The sequence below is a fragment of the Enterobacter sp. RHBSTW-00318 genome, from assembly GCF_014101375.1.
Taxonomy (GTDB): Bacteria; Pseudomonadota; Gammaproteobacteria; order Enterobacterales; family Enterobacteriaceae; genus Enterobacter; species Enterobacter ludwigii.
In genome coordinates this window covers 16,359-34,834 of the sequence record NZ_JABXQH010000002.1, presented here as the reverse complement: position 1 = coordinate 34,834, position 18,476 = coordinate 16,359, and the positions used below count along the sequence as shown (strand labels likewise).

15 protein-coding genes and 2 pseudogenes are annotated in these 18,476 nt (G+C 49.7%); 11 read left to right on the top strand and 6 right to left on the bottom strand.

Annotated features, from left to right (window positions below; all coding sequences use genetic code 11):
* Positions 1–67 precede the first annotated feature (67 nt).
* The 5 genes and pseudogenes from HV157_RS25905 to HV157_RS25885 all read left to right on the top strand — a co-directional run bounded on the left by HV157_RS25905 (position 68) and on the right by HV157_RS25885 (position 7,404).
* A complete protein-coding gene (locus HV157_RS25905; RefSeq protein ID WP_023311716.1) occupies positions 68–2,245 on the top strand; it encodes a dynamin family protein in 2,178 nt (725 codons plus the stop codon).
* The gene (locus tag HV157_RS25900) at positions 2,242–3,147 is read left to right on the top strand and encodes a diguanylate cyclase regulator RdcB family protein (protein WP_023311717.1); all 906 of its coding nucleotides are present in this window, start codon (positions 2,242–2,244) and stop codon (positions 3,145–3,147) included. Before HV157_RS25905 ends, HV157_RS25900 begins: the two co-directional genes overlap by 4 nt.
* Positions 3,144–4,232 (top strand): patatin-like phospholipase family protein, encoded by a 1,089-nt coding sequence (locus HV157_RS25895; protein WP_023311718.1) that lies wholly within the window; start codon positions 3,144–3,146, stop codon positions 4,230–4,232. The genes HV157_RS25900 and HV157_RS25895 overlap by 4 nt, the downstream gene beginning before the upstream one ends.
* 505 nt (positions 4,233–4,737) lie before the next feature.
* Positions 4,738–5,898 (top strand): IS30-like element ISCfr4 family transposase, encoded by a 1,161-nt coding sequence (locus tag HV157_RS25890; protein WP_023296974.1) that lies wholly within the window; start codon positions 4,738–4,740, stop codon positions 5,896–5,898.
* Positions 5,899–6,723: 825 nt separating this feature from the next.
* Positions 6,724–7,404, top strand: a pseudogene (locus tag HV157_RS25885) (IS1 family transposase).
* Between the two features lie 10 nt (positions 7,405–7,414).
* Here HV157_RS25885 and stbA read toward each other — a convergent pair.
* Complete coding sequence (gene stbA / locus HV157_RS25880) at positions 7,415–7,804, bottom strand: plasmid stabilization protein StbA (RefSeq protein WP_003032490.1); 390 nt, start codon at positions 7,802–7,804, stop codon at positions 7,415–7,417.
* A gap of 656 nt (positions 7,805–8,460) precedes the next feature.
* On the bottom strand, positions 8,461–9,429 hold the full coding sequence (locus tag HV157_RS25875; protein WP_074142348.1) for an IS5 family transposase: 969 nt from the start codon (positions 9,427–9,429) through the stop codon (positions 8,461–8,463).
* Positions 9,430–10,267: 838 nt separating this feature from the next.
* On the opposite strand from HV157_RS25875, the gene HV157_RS25870 reads away from it, so the two are divergent.
* Complete coding sequence (locus HV157_RS25870) at positions 10,268–10,888, top strand: recombinase family protein (RefSeq protein ID WP_023302470.1); 621 nt, start codon at positions 10,268–10,270, stop codon at positions 10,886–10,888.
* Positions 10,889–11,057: 169 nt separating this feature from the next.
* Positions 11,058–12,011, top strand: coding sequence for an Rpn family recombination-promoting nuclease/putative transposase (locus HV157_RS25865; RefSeq protein ID WP_020805503.1), 954 nt, complete (start codon positions 11,058–11,060; stop codon positions 12,009–12,011).
* Between the two features lie 262 nt (positions 12,012–12,273).
* Here the strand turns inward: HV157_RS25865 and HV157_RS25860 are convergent, their stop codons facing one another.
* Positions 12,274–12,552: a hypothetical protein gene (locus HV157_RS25860; RefSeq protein WP_017900922.1), complete on the bottom strand. Its 279-nt coding sequence runs from the start codon at positions 12,550–12,552 to the stop codon at positions 12,274–12,276.
* A 181-nt stretch (positions 12,553–12,733) separates the two neighbouring features.
* Between HV157_RS25860 and HV157_RS25855 the strand changes: the two genes are divergently transcribed.
* Positions 12,734–13,060, top strand: coding sequence for a C2H2-type zinc finger protein (locus tag HV157_RS25855; RefSeq protein WP_221928987.1), 327 nt, complete (start codon positions 12,734–12,736; stop codon positions 13,058–13,060).
* Positions 13,061–13,121: 61 nt separating this feature from the next.
* Entirely contained in the window at positions 13,122–14,090 is a 969-nt protein-coding gene (locus tag HV157_RS25850) for an IS5 family transposase (RefSeq protein WP_077256215.1), read from the top strand.
* 64 nt (positions 14,091–14,154) lie between these two features.
* Here the strand turns inward: HV157_RS25850 and HV157_RS25845 are convergent.
* Positions 14,155–14,286: pseudogene (locus HV157_RS25845) on the bottom strand (IS1 family transposase); the annotation flags it as partial.
* 135 nt (positions 14,287–14,421) lie between these two features.
* Here HV157_RS25845 and umuD point away from each other — a divergent pair.
* Together umuD and HV157_RS25835 are read left to right on the top strand one after the other, a co-directional pair.
* Positions 14,422–14,853: a translesion error-prone DNA polymerase V autoproteolytic subunit gene (gene umuD / locus HV157_RS25840; protein ID WP_006796638.1), complete on the top strand. Its 432-nt coding sequence runs from the start codon at positions 14,422–14,424 to the stop codon at positions 14,851–14,853.
* Entirely contained in the window at positions 14,853–16,124 is a 1,272-nt protein-coding gene (locus HV157_RS25835; RefSeq protein ID WP_023302472.1) for a Y-family DNA polymerase, read from the top strand. Before umuD ends, HV157_RS25835 begins: the two co-directional genes overlap by 1 nt.
* Positions 16,125–16,205: 81 nt before the next feature.
* Here the strand turns inward: HV157_RS25835 and HV157_RS25830 are convergent, their stop codons facing one another.
* Complete coding sequence (locus tag HV157_RS25830; RefSeq protein WP_023302473.1) at positions 16,206–17,180, bottom strand: ParB family protein; 975 nt, start codon at positions 17,178–17,180, stop codon at positions 16,206–16,208.
* Positions 17,180–18,385 (bottom strand): AAA family ATPase, encoded by a 1,206-nt coding sequence (locus tag HV157_RS25825; protein ID WP_006797591.1) that lies wholly within the window; start codon positions 18,383–18,385, stop codon positions 17,180–17,182. The genes HV157_RS25830 and HV157_RS25825 overlap by 1 nt, the downstream gene beginning before the upstream one ends.
* Positions 18,386–18,476: the final 91 nt, after the last annotated feature.

Below are 18,476 nucleotides of genomic sequence, written 5' to 3'. Positions count from 1 at the left end.
TAAAAGTAAAGCCTTGAAAAGAATTGAAGAATTACAGGGCGAACGAACCAAAATTATCCGTAAAGAGATGGTGCTGGCCGTCGTTGGGACCATGAAAGCCGGAAAATCAACGACCATCAACGCGATTGTGGGAAAAGAGATCCTGCCAAACCGCAATCGGCCAATGACCTCAATCCCGACACTCATTCGCCACGTGCCGGGTAAACATACTCCAGACCTTCAGCTAAACAATATCGACCCTATCCATCAGTTGTTGAGCGCGCTCAAGAAAAAGATTACAACTGACGAAGGCAAAAAGCGTGTACTTGAACTCGATAAGGATCAAGAGAAAAGTAAGTTATTGCGAATTGCCATGGATGATAATTGGTTAAAAAATAGCTACGCTGGTGAAGCTGAAATTTTCACCTGCCTCGCCTCGCTGAATGACCTGGTGCGTCTGGCAACCGCGCTGAATGTCGAATTTCCGTTCGAAGCCTATGAAGAGGTTCATGAGCTTCCGGTAATTGAAGTTGAGTTTAGCCACCTGACGGGAATGGATGATAGCCATGGAACATTGACCCTGCTGGACACCCCAGGTCCCAATGAAGCCGGACAACCCCAACTCCAGGCAATGATGCGCGATCAGTTGCAAAAAGCGTCTGCGGTACTGGCGGTGCTGGATTACACCCAATTAAATTCCGAAGCCGATCAGCAGGTTCGCGCAGAATTGAACGATATTGCAAACGTGGCGGCAGGCCGTTTGTTTGTCCTGGTCAATAAATTCGACCAGCAAGATCGTAACAGCGATAACGCTGAGACGGTCAAGCAGAGCGTGCCCGCCATGCTTAAACATGACGTCCTGAATAGCGAGCGCGTTTACCCTGTCTCCTCTCGCCATGCATATCTGGCTAACCGCGCCCGCAGCGTGATAAGCCAAGCCGGAACGCTGTCTGGTCAGGAAGACTGGGTGAAGGATTTTGCGAAACTGGCCTTTGGTTTATCCTGGGAAGAAGAGGATCTTACGAGTCTGGATGATGTCAGGAGAAACGCCGATAAAATCTGGCGTCGTTCACTTTTTGATAAGCTCATTACCGAAGTGATTCAGGCTGCGCATACTAAAGCGGCAGCACTGGCCGTCGATTCTGCCGCAGCCAAGCTGGTTCAGAACGCAGAAAACGCCAATGAATATCTCTCGGTGCGTCATCAGGGTCTGTTGACCAGCATTCAGGCCTTACAAAATCAAATCAACGGCTTGCTTAGCGATATCGATAATATAGCCACCTGCCAGAAAGAGGTCGACGCCGAGGTGAAACGGGCCATGAAAGGCATCACGCGTGAAACGGACGCATTGCTTGAACAGGCCGAGAAAACGCTGAGCAAAGACCTGAATGAATACTTCAAAAATGGAAAACGTCAGGAGAAAGAAGCATTCGGGATCGATCAACCGAAGGAATCAACAAGTCTCACGATCTTTGGAACGTTCTTTAAGACGCTGACCGGTACTACCCAGCCACGAGAGCGTGATTTCGATCCGAACAATCCGGAAATGAAGTTTAGCGCGCGTTCTGATGCCGAAAGATTCATCCAGCAAATCGAAGACTCCGTCACTAGTTTGCTGGCAGAGACCGAAGAAAAAATTAAACCGACGCTGACAGAGATCGTTGTCGGCATCGAAAAAAGCTTCCATGGCAACGCGATCAAGGCTGTGGAAAAAATCGCCCATCAAATCAATACTCGTCTTGAAGACGATGGCTTTGCGGTCAATATTCGCTTCCCTAAAGTAAGCCAGCTACAGACTAATCTTTCTATCAGAACTCGTATGGCCAGTCTTCTGGAGGAAAAAACCTTCAGTGAAACCAGACGTCGCCGTACGAGTGGAGTATGGGGAACGGTGTGTGGGTGGTTTAAAACCGATGACTGGGGCTGGGAAGATTACAGCGTTGATGTCACCCGTAGTGTGGTAGATATTCGCAAGATTAAAACTGCCGTGAAAAAACAGACTAAAGAGCATTTTGCAGAGTTAAACGAGACCATCGAGGCGAGTATCAATCAGCCTATATTGGTCGAAATTGAATCATTCTTTGGAGCCTTTAAAAGTAAAGTGGAGCAGTTGCGTAATACGCTTATCCAGAGCACCGAAGATCATAAAAATTGCCAGAATGAGCAGGAACAGCTGACACTGCGCCTAAGTGAGCTAAAAAAACTCACACCGGAGATGATCCGTGACGGCAAAGCGCTCAAAGAAGAACTGGAGCCGATGCTGTGATCACCTCCTTTCAGGAAGCACTTCCAGACAATGAGGCATGCCAGATCCTGGCATGCCTGCCGGAAAAGTTCATTGTTGATTTCGCCAACGGTATCGATATCACACAAGATCACCTTCGGGTACAGAAAAACCGCAGCTTCTTTATGCGAGTGAAAGAGGGGCTCAGCGGTCAGTCTTCCGCCCGCCAGCACGCAATTAATAGCGCGCTGGCAGATAGTGTTGAGGCCTCACTGACGTGGCTCACCGAACTCACCTCCTCGCTGGCCACCACCAACTATGCTCTGACGCAGGTGAATGATAGAGTGACGTCTCTGGTTAGCGATACCGCTACGCTCGCGCACTATTCTGCCGACACCCGTGAGCAGCTTAACGCACTGTCTTTGCAGGTGAACCAAAAGCTGAGCCACCTCGAGCAGCATCTTCATCGCGTCGATATGCTGCAGCGGGGCCAACTGCATCTTGACCAGATATTTTCCAGCTGGAGCGCCGGGCGGTACTCTGCCCTGCCGTTTGCCGGACGTTGCTATGTCGCACTTGAGGAACTGCGCTGGGGAGCATTCGGCGATGTGATACGCCATGGTGATACGCATCAGGCAAACCAGATGATCGACATTCTAAAAAACAAGGCCTTAGCCCAACTCGCCGCAGACCACGGTAGCCTGGCGAGCGCACGCCACGACACTTACAGCTGGCTGTCATGGCATGCAGGCCAGATACAGCAAAATGACTGGCCAGAGACGCTCAACTGGATGGCTGACTGGTGTACTAAAGATGCACATCCCGTTATCTGGTCTGCAACCCAGAAATACGACGATTTACCATTACGTATGCCGCGTCTGTGTTCAGCAGAACGCATTGCTACCAGCATGGTCGATGAAATATTCAGCCGGGAGGCCGCATGAGCCAAACGATGAAATTAGGTCTGGCGCTTTCCGGTGGTGGGGCGATAGGTGCTTATGAAGCAGGCGTCGTCAAAGCGCTTGCGGAGTCGGGAACCGACGTCCATATGGTTTCCGGCGCGAGTATTGGCGCGTTGAACGGCGCGATTATCGCCTCTTCTTCAGGGCTGTCGCAGGCGGCGGAACGGATGGCTGAAATCTGGGACCATCTGGGTAATAGCACCGTTTTGTCGGTTAACAAATCAGCCTATTTTTCGCTGCTGTTGCAGTTTGGGATCGGAATGGGGCTCTCCCCAATGCTCAGCAAGACGGGAAGTATGCTCAGTACGATCCTTAATCGTGCGGCGCTGATCACCGGTACGAAAGGCTTTGAAAATCAGCCTTTGCTCTCGGATCAACCCTTGATTGCCCTGATGGATCGTTATCTGGACATGGATGCCCTTGCGGTCGGTTTACCCCTTTTCGTCTCGTTATACCCTACTGAAGGCGGAGTGCAGGATATTATCAACTGTATTGCCGCCGAACTGGGTCTGGATTCAACGCGCGATTCCGAATTTTATCATGTGCAAAACCTCCCCCCAGAACAGCAAAAAGAGGCGCTAATGGCCTCGGCGGCACTGCCGTTGTTGTTCAAATCTCGTGAAGTCAACGGTACCCATTATAGCGATGGCGGAATGGGCGGCTGGGCGAGTTTGCAGGGCAATACGCCGGTCACGCCCCTCGTGGAAGCCGGTTGCAACATGGTGATCGTCACCCATTTGAGTGATGGATCGCTGTGGGATCGTCAGGCCTTTCCTGATACCACGGTGCTGGAAATCCGACCGCAGCGTTCATTACGCCGCAACGATGGGGCGCTGGGAGGTGCAAAAGATCTGCTGGGCTTTACGGCGATGCATATTGATTCGTGGATTGAACAGGGTTATCACGACACCATGAGCGCCCTAGACAGCGTCCGTAAACCGCTTCAGGCACGACGCACTCTACAACTTTCCAGTACCGCGCTTGAAAGCAGTCTGGCAGAGAATACCACCGCGGATTCGGTCTTAAAAAACGCAATATCCCGACTTAAAGATGGCATTCAACGCTGAGAACTGATCCGGATCTGTGTTCGTCTTTCCTGTTGGCGCTGGATCAGCTATCACCTCGACAGGCAGTTTAGCCGGTGATGATGAAAATTTGGTCGCTGTCGGGAGGTGACGTGATGTGCGGCCTTCACTCTGCTAGAGCCGCAGCCATTTGAAGATGACGTTATCATTGACGCCGTTTTCACGGGCAATCTGAGCAACGTAGGCTCCGGGACTGGGAAGCCAGTTCAACCATACGGGGCTTGAAGTCATTCGAATGATTCTTACGAGGTTCTTTTCGTCAGGATTGGGATTCCATACTTAGATGTCCGTCTGTAACAGGTGGGCGTCTAAGTAACCAGCACAGGCTTAATAGCTATATATAGCGCAGAGTTTACGCTTACGAATTTCTTACGACACTTAACCTGCTCCCCGTATTTTCACACAGACTGCTGTTAGTTACTTCCGCTTTTGGCTGTGAGTTCAACGGGTCGATGCAACGCTATCCTTAATCAAGGGGGACGTTGTCATGAAACGAAGAACTCGGATTAACTACACGCCAGAGCAGAAGGCAATTATCTGGGACAGATATAAGCAAGGTGATTCTCTACATGATATCGCCAGAATGTTCGACAGATATCATTCTTCCATTATGCCCACTATCCACCAGACAGGCGGCTATCGTCCTCCCGTGCGAAAACGGCACCGATTAGCGCTTTCGCTTGATGAAAGAGAGGAGATATCCAGAGGGCTGGTAGCAAAACTCAGTATCAGGGATATCGCCGCCAAATTATCAAGAGCGCCCTCAACGATTAGCCGCGAGGTCAGGAGGCACGGTGGTGCAAAACAATACCGTGCAGCAAAAGCCGATGCTACTGCGTGGGAAAATGCACTGAGACCAAAACCTTGCAAGCTAATTGAAAGCCCCGCATTGTGTAAAATCATTGCAGAGAAGATGCATCAGGACTGGTCGCCGGAACAGATCGCCGGTTGGCTGAAACGCTGTTATCCGGATAATCAGGAAATGCATGTGTCACACGAAACGATTTATAAAACGCTTTTTATACAAACCCGGGGAGCATTAAAAAAAGAGCTGCAGCAATGCCTCAGAAGCGGAAGAGCAGTGCGTAGATCCAGAACGTCATCGCTTAAAGGGAAAGGATTAGGGTCAATCCCGAACACGATACCTATCAGCGAAAGGCCACCAGAGGCGGCTGACAGAGCCATCCCAGGTCACTGGGAAGGTGACTTGATTCAGGGCTCGAAAAACTCCTATATCATCACCCTCGTAGAACGTCATTCTCGTTTTGTTATGCTGGCGAAGATCAGAGACAACAAGACCATAACGGTTATATCTGCACTCATCAGACAAGCCCGGGAATTACCTGCTGAGCTTTATAAAACATTAACTTGGGATCGTGGCGCTGAAATGACCAGCCACACACGATTTACTATAGCGACAGACATTCAGATTTATTTTTGTGATCCTCAATCTCCCTGGCAACGTGGCTCAAATGAAAATACGAACAGATTGCTCAGACAATATTTTCCAAAAGGAACTGACTTATCGGTTCACAGCCAGCAAAGACTTAACAGTGTTGCCAGACAGCTCAACGAAAGGCCGAGAAAAACGCTAGACTATGAATCACCCGCAGAACGGTTCAATCAATGTGTTGCATCCATCGGTTGAACTCACAGCACAAAGCAGACGTTAAGACTTACAGCATCGGGAAACTTCTGGATGCCGCGTCAGCGGCATGGAGGCGCCAGATGAGGTTACATGTGTCTGTGGAGTCAAATGGCGCCGAAAGCCCGGCGTAGCCGGTTACCTGGCTATAAACTCTGCCACCCTACCCCCTGCCCTGATTAGCCTTAACTCGCGAACAGCAATGAAGAAGTCAAAGTAATCCCTTTTAACCCCGGTGAGCGGGCTTTACGGCGTTTACGACGTAAAGGGCGTGATTTCCGGGGCCTTAGCGGCGGCAGCTTGCTGCTGACGCTTAGGGGGATGTTCATCAACTATTTCAGCGACACCAGGGAACTTAACATGGTAGCTGCAAAGCCATACCCGCGAAAAACATCTCAGACGCCGCTGTACGCGGTCGGAGTGGTCCCGACAAGGCGACAGCCGCAGTCGGGGCGTATCTCCGCGTTAGCGGGCCGCAGGGCCGCTTACGAGCGTGTACCGAACAACTGACCGCAGCTCCACTCACAGCGATGAAGAAGAGTAGTTACAACACCCATCATTAAAAGCGATGGTGTTCCCCGGCCTTCGGCCGGGGGCGGCGGCGCTTTTCAGTGGTGGGGAGGGGCACCTGGCCGGCAAACCGGCGCCGGTTTTATGATTAACTTCCTTATGAATGCTGTAACTAATGTGGTTCTCCGGTCGGGGCCCGTCGCGAAGCGATGGGAGCTACTTTTGAGGCGCTTGCGCCGATGTTTTTAAGTTATTCACTTTTTGGTAATGCTACCAACTTGCTGATTTAGTGTATGATGGTGGTTTTGAGGTGCTCCAGTGGCTTCTGTTTCTATCAGCTGTCCCTCCTGTTCAGCTACTGAAGGCGTGGTGCGTAACGGTAAAAGTACTGCCGGACATCAGCGCTATCTCTGCTCTCACTGCCGTAAAACATGGCAGCTTCAGTTCACTTACACCGCCTCTCAGCCCGGTACACACCAGAAAATTATTGATATGGCCATGAATGGCGTCGGATGTCGCGCCAGTGCACGCATTATGGGCGTTGGCCTCAACACGATTTTACGACACTTAAAAAACTCAGGCCGCAGTCGGTAAACTCACGCATACAACCGGGCAGTGACGTCATTGTTTGCGCGGAAATGGACGAACAGTGGGGTTACGTCGGCGCTAAATCACGCCAGCGCTGGCAGGATACGGAGGACGGTTGTGGCGCACGTATTCGGTGAACGCACGCTGGCCACGCTGGAGCGTCTTCCGGGCCTGCTGTCGGCCTTTGAGGTCGTGGTATGGATGACGGATGGCTGGCCGCTTTATGAATCACGCCTGAAGGGAAAGCTGCACGTAATCAGCAAGCGATATACGCAGCGAATTGAGCGGCATAACCTGAATCTGAGGCAGCATCTGGCAAGGCTGGGACGGAAGTCGCTGTCGTTCTCAAAATCGGTGGAGCTGCATGACAAAGTCATCGGGCATTATCTGAACATAAAACACTATCAGTAAGTTGGAGTCATTACCAGAATTTTTTGTTGAACTTCTTAGGGTTGAAATCCTCACCGATTTTATTGAAGAATTCTTTATCAATAATGCCGGGACTCTCTGCTTTTTCACTTTCCTGCGCTTCAGGCTCAGACGGTTGTGTATTGTGCAATACACTTTCCGCTGCACCCTTCGCGCTACTCTTATCATGTGTATTGTGTAATACATTTTTTCGGTTTTGCCGCGTTCTATACAGTGCCATCTCAAGCCCTTTGGCTGTTACCGAAAAGCTGTATTCGCTGTCGAGGATTTCAGCAATTTCATGCCGCGTTAGCCCTCTGTCCAGCCAGTTCTCGATTTCATTTAGGCGCAATCTGACAGCAGCCGATAAGTTGCGGGGTTTCAGATCTGCTGGTTTATTCATAACCCCCCCGTTGTATGAAAATGACTCTACAACACTCGTAAGAAGGGGTCAATCGAGTTTTGTAGTTTATCTGTAGTTTTCTTGTAGTCTCTTTGTAGTCTGTCACGTTTTTTGTAGTTTCTTTGTAGTTTTATTGTAGTCTATTTGTAGTCTACCAACACTAAGGCAAAACGTTTTTTGTAGTTTATCTGTAGTTTTTGGTTGCTCAGATGGTCATGCAAGCATGACCATCAAAGAATAGGACGCTTTTTAGCAAATGCCCCTTAACCTACGGAGATCGCCCTACCAAAAAAGATGATTTTTTATCCCTTAACCTGCTATACACCTAACGCAGCGTGATAAATCACGCTATACCACTGATTTAAAAGAAAAAAAACCAAATTTAGCCATGCTGCGGTATTACCCAGGTATTACAAATCCAATCTAACTTACTGATTTAAAGAATTTTTTATTTATTACTTTGGTAATACTATGATTTCACCGTATTAGACACCCTTTTTTCGTTTAAAAAATGCACAAAGTGAGGACTGAATGCCAACAATAACCGCAAAAGTATCAGATGAACTTTTGGCCTATATAGACCTGGTTTCAGGTGGTAATCGGCTTTGTTGAATAAATAAGATTTCGTGCGAACGACCCTGTAGCTGGCTGGATTTTCAGGCAATACGCACGCTTTCAGGCATACCTGCTTTCGTCATTTTGTTCAGCGCTCGTACCAGGGCCATAGCTTCCGCTACCTGACCATCGTAGTCACGCAGCGTCAGTGAATCTCCCAACAACTGCTTCATTCTGTACATTGCCGTTTCCGCTATCGAGCGACGGTTATATTCCGTTGTCCATTTCCACCGCGCATTACTCCCGGTCATTCGCTGATTAGCCACTGCACGGTTACGGTCTGCATATTCACCGGGCCAGTAACCTGCACCTTTTCGGGGCGGGATAAGCGCGCTGATTTTCTTACGCCGCAGTTCATCGTGACAGAGCCGGGTGTCGTAAGCCCCGTCTGCCGCGGCTGCCCTGATTTTTCTGTGAGTCTGCCGGATAAGGCCCGGGAAGGCTTCTGAGTCCGTGACGTTATTCAGCGACAGGTCTGCACAGACAACTTCATGTGTGTTGCTGTCAACAGCAAGATGCAACTTTCGCCAGATACGACGGCGCTCTTTGCCGTGCTTTCTGACTTTCCATTCGCCTTCACCAAAGACCTTCAGCCCGGTGGAATCAATCACCAGGTGTGCGATTTCACCCCGGGTGGACGTTTTGAAACTGACATTAACCGACTTTGCCCGCTTACTGACACTGGTGTAATCCGGGCAGCGCAACGGAACGTTCATCAGGGCAAAAATGGAATCAATAAAACCCTGCGCAGCCCGCAGGGTCAGCCGGAATACGCGTTTAATCACCAGAACGGTGGTGATGGCGAGATCAGAATAGCGCTGGGGCCTTCCTCGTGATGAAGGCGTTCCCGACTCATACCAGGCCTGAATCGCCCCATCATCCAGCCAGAAAGTGAGGGAGCCACGGTTGATGAGAGCTTTGTTGTAGGTGGACCAGTTGGTGATTCTGAACTTTTGCTTTGCCACGGAATGGTCTGTGTTGTCGGGAGGATGCGTGATCTGATCCTTCAACTCAGCAAAAGTTCGATTTATTCAACAAAGCCATTTGGAAGCATTACCTTTCAGATGAATGACTAAGAACAAGAATAATTGTTAGTAGTAAAAATGATCTTTTTTTAATCGTATAAATTTACATTTAGCGCAAGCGCCCTTCACTTGTACTCTGACATTTTTACTTTGTTCTAGATCAATAAAATCGCGATTATTAGGAATGCGTTACAGTAATAAATTAACCCATAATTGGGGTCAAGGCAGCGGATGATAAGGCTTCAAGCGGGTTTAGATGTAAAAAAGCCCGACTGGTGATCGGGCTTTTTTACATCCAAAACTAAGCTGGTACTCAGATCTGGAATGGAACTATCTTTAACTGACGGTTGAATGATACCCCCCACTCTTTACTCTGATCAATCTGATTTACAAGAGCCAGCTAACACATTGATTAGACTCTGGCTGACTAACAGGTGGTGCTGAGTCAGTACCATTACCTGAGTGGAACTATCTTTAACTGACATTAAAGATTAAAAACCGAATGACAGAGTGGAAGGGTTCATTCGGTGTTCTACTCTCCAGAAAAGGAGAGAAAATGGAGACTCTTACAAAAGTCATCCAGGCTCTGAAAGCGCTCATTGTGCTTTTAGAGTTAATTCGCTGGTTCTTCTAACAACCAGCTCACCCAAGAGCCAGGATTCCCTGGCTTTTTTATTAACCAATCCTAGACCACTCGCCAATATGTCACATTAGGGTATAGTTCATATGTACCACCTCAAGAGGTATCGGGTAGTTTTATTGTTACCACTTAAGTGATACCATAATGAACAGTACCACTTAAATGTTACCACTAGGACAAAAAATGTTCGTTTTTGGTTACCTCCGGGCATCCACTTCAGAACAGGATGCCAGCCGGGCAAAAAATGCACTGAAGGCGTTTGCAAACCAACATGGACACCGTATTGCTGGCTGGTATATCGATAATGTCTCCGGTACGACAATGAATCTTCCTGAACTGATCAGGCTTCTTGGTGATGCGGAACCTGGTGATGTGATTCTCATTGAACAGGTCGACAGGCTCACTCGCCTGGATGATGCAGGCTGGGAGACACTCAGAAAGCAAATTACAGACAAGCAGCTGGCCATCGTCAGTCTTGATCTACCGACCAGCCATCTGGCGCTATCCAGCACAGTAAGTGATGACTTTACCCGAAGCATGCTGAAGGCCGTAAATGGCATGATGCTGGATATGCTGGCCGCTATTGCCCGAAAAGATTACGAAGACCGTCGACGTCGACAGTCAGAGGGTATCAGTAAGGCGAAAGCTGAAGGAAAATACCGGGGCAGGGTGGCCGATGCGCAGAAACATGAACTGATACGCACTCTGCGCCTGGTCAATGGAAAATCGCTGCGAGAAACAGCTCGCCTGGCGGGCGTTTCTAAAATGACAGTAATTCGGGTCTGCTCCAGCGCTAACAAATAACGATCTCTCTGTTCGCAAACGTGAGTTGTCCGGCATCCTGAATGATTGATATGCAAGAATATAGACTGAGCGGCCTTACGGGAAAGAAATACATCATCATCTGACTGGCCATTATGTGCTGCTCCTGCCTGTGATAGCATACCCGGGTCATTTTTCAGAGCCAGGGCTGATGATGAAGAAAAACAGCACCCCCACACCCCACGATGCCACGTTCAGGCAGTTCCTGACGCAGCCGGATATTGCCCGGGATTTTATGAAGTTGCATTTGCCCGCTGAGCTGCAGGCCATCTGCGACCTCAGCACGCTGAAACTGGAATCCGGCTCGTTCGTTGAGGATGACCTCCGCCAGTATTTCAGCGACGTCCTCTACAGCCTGAAAACCACCGGTGGTGACGGCTACGTTCACGTGCTCATTGAGCACCAGTCGTCGCCTGACAGGCACATGGCGTTTCGCCTGATACGTTACGCGGTAGCCGCCATGCAGCGCCATCTGGAAGCGGGCCATAAGAAGCTGCCCCTGGTGATACCGGTCCTGTTCTATACCGGTAAACGCAGCCCGTATCCGTATTCCACCCGCTGGCTGGATGAGTTTGACGACCCGGCGCTGGCAGGCACACTCTACAGCGGCGCTTTCCCGCTGGTTGATGTGACCGTTATTCCGGATGATGACATCGCCGGCCACCGCAGTATGGCCGCTCTGACCTTACTGCAGAAACATATTCACCAGCGCGACCTCGCTGAACTGGTTGACCGGCTGGCGCCCATTTTGCTGGCCGGCTATCTGTCTTCATCCCAGGTCATATCGCTGGTACACTATATACTCCAGGCAGGCGAGACAGCTGACGCCGAAGCCTTTGTACGCGAACTGGCACAGCGTGTGCCGCAACACGGAGACGCACTCATGACCATCGCACAACAGCTTGAGCAGAAGGGTATCCAGAAGGGGATTGAGCAGGGCATCCAGCTCGGTGAACAACGGGGTATTGAAAAGGGCCGTTCAGAAGGTGAGCGTCAGGCCACTCTGAAAATTGCCCGTACCATGCTGCATAACGGCATTGACCGCAATACCGTTATGAAAATGACCGGCCTGACGGAAGACGACCTGGCGCAGATCCGCCACTAACCATTCTTTCCTGGCGCTCCCTGTCTGGCCATCAGCGTAAACGGGCAGGGCAGGGAGATGACCATTCAGACTCAGTCTGAACAGAGTTGTGCGAAAAAAAGCCAGCGTGAAAGGCTGGCCGGACACAATTGTGGTTCGTCAAAGGGAGCAAATCCCCGGAGTGTGGGACAGTCACAATGCATCCGGTGAGAAGACTGTAGTCGTGGACTGCAGAAATGCCACTGCTGAAATAAAAGAATTATTTCGGCACCTCAGCCACTCATCACACGGACCCGGCTCTCAGCTGCCAGGTTGCCCCACCAAAACAGGTCACACCGACCACCTGCTCCCAGGTTTCCTTCTGCTCCAGCTGCTTCTCCAGTGCATGAAAGTCCGCATGGCTGAGCACAATATCTTCCCGCTCGCCGGGCGACTCCAGAATATACCCCTCAGGTATCCGCGTGGCCGATTCAGCAGCCTGCCGTGAGGATATGCGGTAAAAGGTTTTGATGCATCCTCCGCGAGTGAGGGCATCGAGGATGATGCTTTCGGCAACGCGCATGACTGGCTCCGGTTAAAAGTGTTTCACGTCTTTGCCGGTGTGCAACTGACGACGCTCATCATGCCGCGTAGTGCTTCCACAGACAACGGCTTTGCCTCATTGCCCCGGTGGACCATCGCATGGCAGTTCGGACAAGGAATGCTATGGTAAATATAACCTTCCCCTTACACTCATGAAGCTTATGGAAGAATTATTCACTTGTCCGATATGTAAACTCTCATTTGGCCATAAAGCTAGGTTGAGAAAGCATATAAAAAAGCATACGAAATCCCTTGAAAAGAATCTCGCTAAGGCCAACTCAACCAAAAAGGCTGAGCATGAAAAGATGCTTATTCAGGAGAGGATTGCAAGGACAGGTAGCGCTTTTAAAAATGAATCGGAGAGAAATAAGTACTTTGAAAGAAGGCGTGCTGAAAACCCCATATTTGATATCGATACGCCGATCAGAAAGGCCTCGTTTATAGTGAATGCCGGTGCCTTTGGTTTGGGTAAACCCAGAAAAAACTAGCCGTTTTTTTGGCAAAAGCAGATCTAATGGGCTTTGTTGAATAAATCGAACTTTTGCTGAGTTGAAGGATCAGATCACGCATCCTCCCGACAACACAGACCATTCCGTGGCAAAGCAAAAGTTCAAAATCACCAACTGGCCCACCTACAATAAAGCCCTCATCAACCGTGGCTCCATAACTTTCTGGCTGGATGATGAAGCTATTCAGGCCTGGTATGAGTCGGCAACGCCTTCATCACGGGGAAGACCTCAGCGCTATTCTGATCTCGCCATCACCACCGTTCTGGTCATTAAACGCGTGTTCAGGCTGACCCTGCGCGCTGCGCAGGGCTTTATTGATTCCATTTTTACACTGATGAATGTTCCGTTGCGCTGCCCGGATTACACCAGTGTCAGCAAGCGCGCAAAGTCGGTTAATGTCAGTTTCAAAACGTTCACCCGGGGTGAAATCGCGCATCTGGTGATTGATTCCACCGGGCTGAAGGTCTTCGGTGAAGGCGAGTGGAAAGTCAAAAAGCATGGCCAGGAACGCCGTCGTATATGGCGAAAGTTGCATCTGGCAGTTGACAGCAAAACACATGAAATCATCTGTGCAGACCTGTCGCTGAACAATGTGACGGACTCAGAAGCCTTCCCGGGTCTTATCCGGCAGACTCACAGAAAAATCAGGGCAGCATCGGCAGACGGCGCTTACGACACCCGGCTCTGTCACGATGAACTGCGGCGTAAGAAAATCAGCGCGCTTAGCCCACCCCGAAAAGGTGCGGGTTACTGGCCCGGTGAATATGCAGACCGTAACCGTGCAGTGGCTAATCAGCGGCTGACCGGGAGTAATGCGCGGTGGAAATGGACAACAGATTACAACCGTCGCTCGATAGCGGAAACGGCGATGTACCGGGTAAAACAGCTGTTCGGGGGTTCACTGACGCTGCGTGACTACGATGGTCAGGTTGCGGAGGCTATGGCCCTGGTACGAGCGCTGAACAAAATGACGAAAGCAGGTATGCCTGAAAGCGTGCGTATTGCCTGAAAACACAACCCGCTACGGGGGAGACTTACCCGAAATCTGATTTATTCAACAAAGCCCCATTACCAGTGAACTGTAGCTGCCATGTTTTACGGCAGTGAGAGCAGAGATAGCGCTGATGTCCGGCAGTACTTTTACCGTTACGCACCACGCCTTCAGTAGCTGAGCAGGAGGGACAACTGATGGAGATGGAAGCCACGGGAGCACCTCAAAAACACCATCGTACACTAAATCAGTAAGTTGGCACCATTACCCGGCAGGCGATCTGGATTATCGTCACGCTGTTAAATATACTGTATACATAACCAGTAAAATTAGAGTGTCAGGAGGAAAGATGAAGCTACAGCTTTTCAGCACCGGGAAAGAACACCCGCCACAGGCCCATCCATTGTTTGCCGATCTGGCCAGCTGCGGTTTTCCCAGCCCTGCCGCTGACTATGTCGAGTCCGATCTGGATCTCCATGATTACTGCATACGGCATCCGAGCGCGACGTACTACCTGCGTGCCAGCGGAGACAGCATGGCGGACGGTAGTCTGTACAATGGCGATCTGCTGGTTGTGGACAGTGCTGAAAAGCCGCGGCACGGCGATATCGTTGTCGCCAGCGTACAGGGGGAGTTTACGGTTAAACGGCTTCTGCTGACGCCTCGACTGACGCTGCAGCCCATGAATGCCTCCTGGTCGCCGATTTATCCTGACCCCGACGAGCTTGATATCTTTGGCGTCGTCACGCATATCATCCACCGCCCGAGGGAGATGTACTGATGTTTGCCCTGGCCGATGTGAACAGCTTCTATGCCAGCTGTGAACGTGTTTTCCGACCGGATTTGAAAGGAAAGCCGATAGTCGTCCTGAGCAACAACGACGGGAACGTAATCGCTCGCAGTGCCGAGGCGAAGCCCTGGATCAAAATGGGAACTCCGTGGTTTCAGATAAAAAACGAAAGGTACCCGGAAAAAATATATTCGTTTTCAAGTAACTATGAACTTTACGCCTCGATGTCGGCGCGCGTGATGAACTGCCTGGAGGAACTGGCCCCCAGAGTGGAACAGTATTCAATTGATGAGATGTTCCTCGATTTGACCGGCGTGGAGCACTGTATGGAGCTTGAGGACTTCGGCCGGCAGCTGCGTCAGCACGTGTATGACTGTACCCACCTGACCATTGGCGTGGGCGCCGGACCAACGAAGACCCTTGCAAAATCAGCCCAGTGGGCCTCAAAAGAGTGGAAACAGCTTCGTGGCGTACTTGCTCTGACCAGGGGAAATCCGCAGAGAACGCGGAAACTGCTTTCACTGCAGCCGGTTAAAGAAATCTGGGGGGTGGGTAACCGTATTGCACGCAAGCTGAATGTGCTGGGCATTAAGACCGCGCTCGATCTCGCCCTGACGAACCCGGCCTTCATCCGCAAAAATTTTTCTGTGGTCCTTGAGCGAACGGTACGTGAACTGAACGGGGAAAGCTGCCTTTCGCTTGAGGAAGCCCCTCCGACGAAACAGCAAATTGTCTGCAGCCGCAGTTTTGGCGTGAAGATCACGGAGTACGAGTCACTCCGTCAGGCTATCTGTCAGCACGCAGAGCGGGCCTCTGAAAAGCTGCGTAAAGAGCACCAGTATTGCCGGCATATTTCCGTTTTCATCAAAACGTCTCCGTTCGCCGTTAAAGAACCTTACTACGGCAACGTGGCTACGGAAAAACTTCTTACACCCACTCAGGACACCAGGGACATCATTGCAGCCGCCACAACGGCTCTGGAGCGTATCTGGAGGGATGGACACCGGTATGCCAAAGCCGGAGTTATGCTGAATGACTTCACCGGCTCCGGCGTTTCGCAGCTGCAGCTGTTCGACGAACGCCCGCCACGCCCTCACAGTGCTGAGCTGATGAGGGTTCTGGACGGGATCAACAACTCAGGGCTGGGTAAAGTATGGTTTGCGGGGCGGGGTATTGCCCCGGAATGGCAAATGAAACGGGAGATGCTTTCTCCTGCTTATACGACACGATGGTCAGATATTCCTGCAGCGAAACTGGCGTAAAACTTTGGCGATTTCACCTTGAAATTCTCAGCCTAAACTGCCTAATTACAATAAGTTAGATGTGAAATCGCCATGGCGAAATTATTGACTCAAATTTCTGTCAAGGACCTCGTTGATAGCCTTGTCCAGTTCATCCTGAATCACTTTTGACATACGGCTAAACTCATAAGTCAGCGTACGCCCTTTCACACGCTTACGCGCGAACTTGTCCTTTTCTTCAAAAGACCAGAGTGGGGAAACCACTGACTTTTCCTTGGGAGATGGATCTATCAATGCCTGAGATGCCTGAGAAATCAGCTTCAGTATACTGGCTTTCTGTTCGTCTTCTGGTCGCTCGCCTTCACTCAAAATTGCATCGAGCTGAGCTGATACAGACTGAATGAGTTCTTCAGGCGTTAATCCCTTTTCACTGAGTTTTTCATTAACTTCTAAAAGAAGTTTATAGTCACTAAACGATAGCTCCGACTGAACCGGGAACAGAGAAATCAAGTCTTGCGGTACGGCCGCCGCCTGCAGCGCCCTGGTAACTTTAGCTTGAGATAACCCCTCCAGTTCAGCAATTTCCTTTTGATTAAATCCGGACTCTTTAAGAGCGATCAATCTCAGGCCAATCTCCCGAAGATTATGTTCTTTAGCTGTCTGGATATCTTTAGCCAGTTGGCGAGCTTCATCAGCTGATAAATGCTCTTCGGTAACCATTACATCAAGGCCTGAACGGACAAAAATTGCTGAGGCTCGCCGTCTTGAACCATCCAGTATCTCAATCCTTTCACTTTGCTTAATACCAATACAGGGAAAGAACTGCTGAAACTTAATCGTCTGGATAATGGATTTCAGGGACTCCCTGGTCAGTGCCAGTTGATCTCTTCCGTTGTTTTCCTGGTTTACGAAGGTCTTACTTTCAACTTCAGATGCAGGCACCCGAACAAACCTGAACGTTACCTTCCTGCCGGTTTTTAAGGTAAATACCTGGCTTCTACCGGTGTCCGTCATTTCCGCAATTGACGCCTGGGTATTTAACTGTCTGCCGATGGTTTTTCTTTTCTCATTCGACATCACATACCTCCGTTAGTACGAATGAACTCGATGCGATCAAAGACTGCCTTCGCAAAGTCTTCCGCTGCTGATTTTGCGCTTTTTAGTGCCTCTGTACTTCCATCATAGGTTGCTGGATTTGCTGAAATAACTGTGTCAAAAGTCTCCCCACAGCGTTCGAAACCATCCAGTCTCGGCAGAACCATGTCTAGCATATCGGCACCGAAAACCTCTTTGGCCTGACTATGGCAAATTTTGTGATCAGACTTGTTCAGGATCTTGGACATGAAGCCGACATTACCGATGAGATTGCAGGTGTGCCCATCCATTTCAATGGAATCTATGAGGGCAGGGAGGCTGGCCACAAACTTCAGGGAAGAATGAAAATCAACCGTAGCCGGTGGAAGAGGGGTCAACATCAGGTCTGCCGCCCCAATACAGTTTTTCAGGAACGCATCAAGGTGAGGACCACTATCAAGGAAAATAAAGTCGTAGTCATGCTGGAGCTTATCGATAATGTTATCTTTAAGCACAGCATGAATATTTTTCCCTGGAAGATGTTCTTCACACAATCCCTTCCAGCCTTCAGCAAGGAATGCATCGTCAATGGAAGCGGGGATTACATCAACACCAGGGATAATAGACGGTACTATAAAATCGGAAAGTAATTCTTCACGAGACACGTTCTGGAGCATGGCCTGAGCAGCCGTATTTTCAACCAGGCCCACTGAATTTTCATGGCTCAGGAACATTGTCAGAGATGCCTGCGGATCGAAATCGATGGCCAGAATACGTAGGTCTTCGAACAGAAGCTGAGGATGAGCTCGAAAAGCATGTGATAATGAAGCGGTAGAAACTGTCTTGGAACCACCACCTTTAAGATTACATACAAAAATCGTAAAGGCTTTATCAAAGCGATCCCTGTACTTGGGTACTTTACGGTGGTTATACAGATCGATGACATTCTGAATCGTCATCGCGTATTTCATCGTATTACCAGAAGGTTTCTTTTTGAAAATGTAGCCACCGGCTTCCATTTCGGCCACAGCATACTCAACACTGCCTTTACTGAGCTTAGGCAGCTTATACAGAGCGGCTTTGCTGTATTCCTGATAGAACTCGGTAAGCTTCAATTCCTCTTTTTGCTGGCGGATACTCTCGCTCAAAGATGTCAGAAGCTTACCTGCACGTGTAGCAACTTTCCGTAACTGCTCAATATTGTTCATTTATCACCTCATGACGTTTTTTGTCATTTTGAACAAAAAGAGTCATGTTGCAAGCAAAAAATCATATTGTTTTGATTTCGCTCTCAACAGG

Bases quoted from the DNA above. Each gene is read 5' to 3' on its own strand.
- HV157_RS25865 (WP_020805503.1), top strand. From the start codon at position 11,058: ATGATGAAGAAAAACAGCACCCCCACACCCCACGATGCCACGTTCAGG.
- HV157_RS25895 (WP_023311718.1), top strand. From the start codon at position 3,144: ATGAGCCAAACGATGAAATTAGGTCTGGCGCTTTCCGGTGGTGGGGCG.
- umuD (WP_006796638.1), top strand. From the start codon at position 14,422: ATGAAGCTACAGCTTTTCAGCACCGGGAAAGAACACCCGCCACAGGCC.
- HV157_RS25855 (WP_221928987.1), top strand. From the start codon at position 12,734: ATGGAAGAATTATTCACTTGTCCGATATGTAAACTCTCATTTGGCCAT.
- HV157_RS25835 (WP_023302472.1), top strand. From the start codon at position 14,853: ATGTTTGCCCTGGCCGATGTGAACAGCTTCTATGCCAGCTGTGAACGT.
- HV157_RS25870 (WP_023302470.1), top strand. From the start codon at position 10,268: ATGTTCGTTTTTGGTTACCTCCGGGCATCCACTTCAGAACAGGATGCC.
- HV157_RS25830 (WP_023302473.1), bottom strand. From the start codon at position 17,180: ATGTCGAATGAGAAAAGAAAAACCATCGGCAGACAGTTAAATACCCAG.
- HV157_RS25890 (WP_023296974.1), top strand. From the start codon at position 4,738: ATGAAACGAAGAACTCGGATTAACTACACGCCAGAGCAGAAGGCAATT.
- stbA (WP_003032490.1), bottom strand. From the start codon at position 7,804: ATGAATAAACCAGCAGATCTGAAACCCCGCAACTTATCGGCTGCTGTC.
- HV157_RS25905 (WP_023311716.1), top strand. From the start codon at position 68: ATGGTGCTGGCCGTCGTTGGGACCATGAAAGCCGGAAAATCAACGACC.
- HV157_RS25860 (WP_017900922.1), bottom strand. From the start codon at position 12,552: ATGCGCGTTGCCGAAAGCATCATCCTCGATGCCCTCACTCGCGGAGGA.
- HV157_RS25825 (WP_006797591.1), bottom strand. From the start codon at position 18,385: ATGAACAATATTGAGCAGTTACGGAAAGTTGCTACACGTGCAGGTAAG.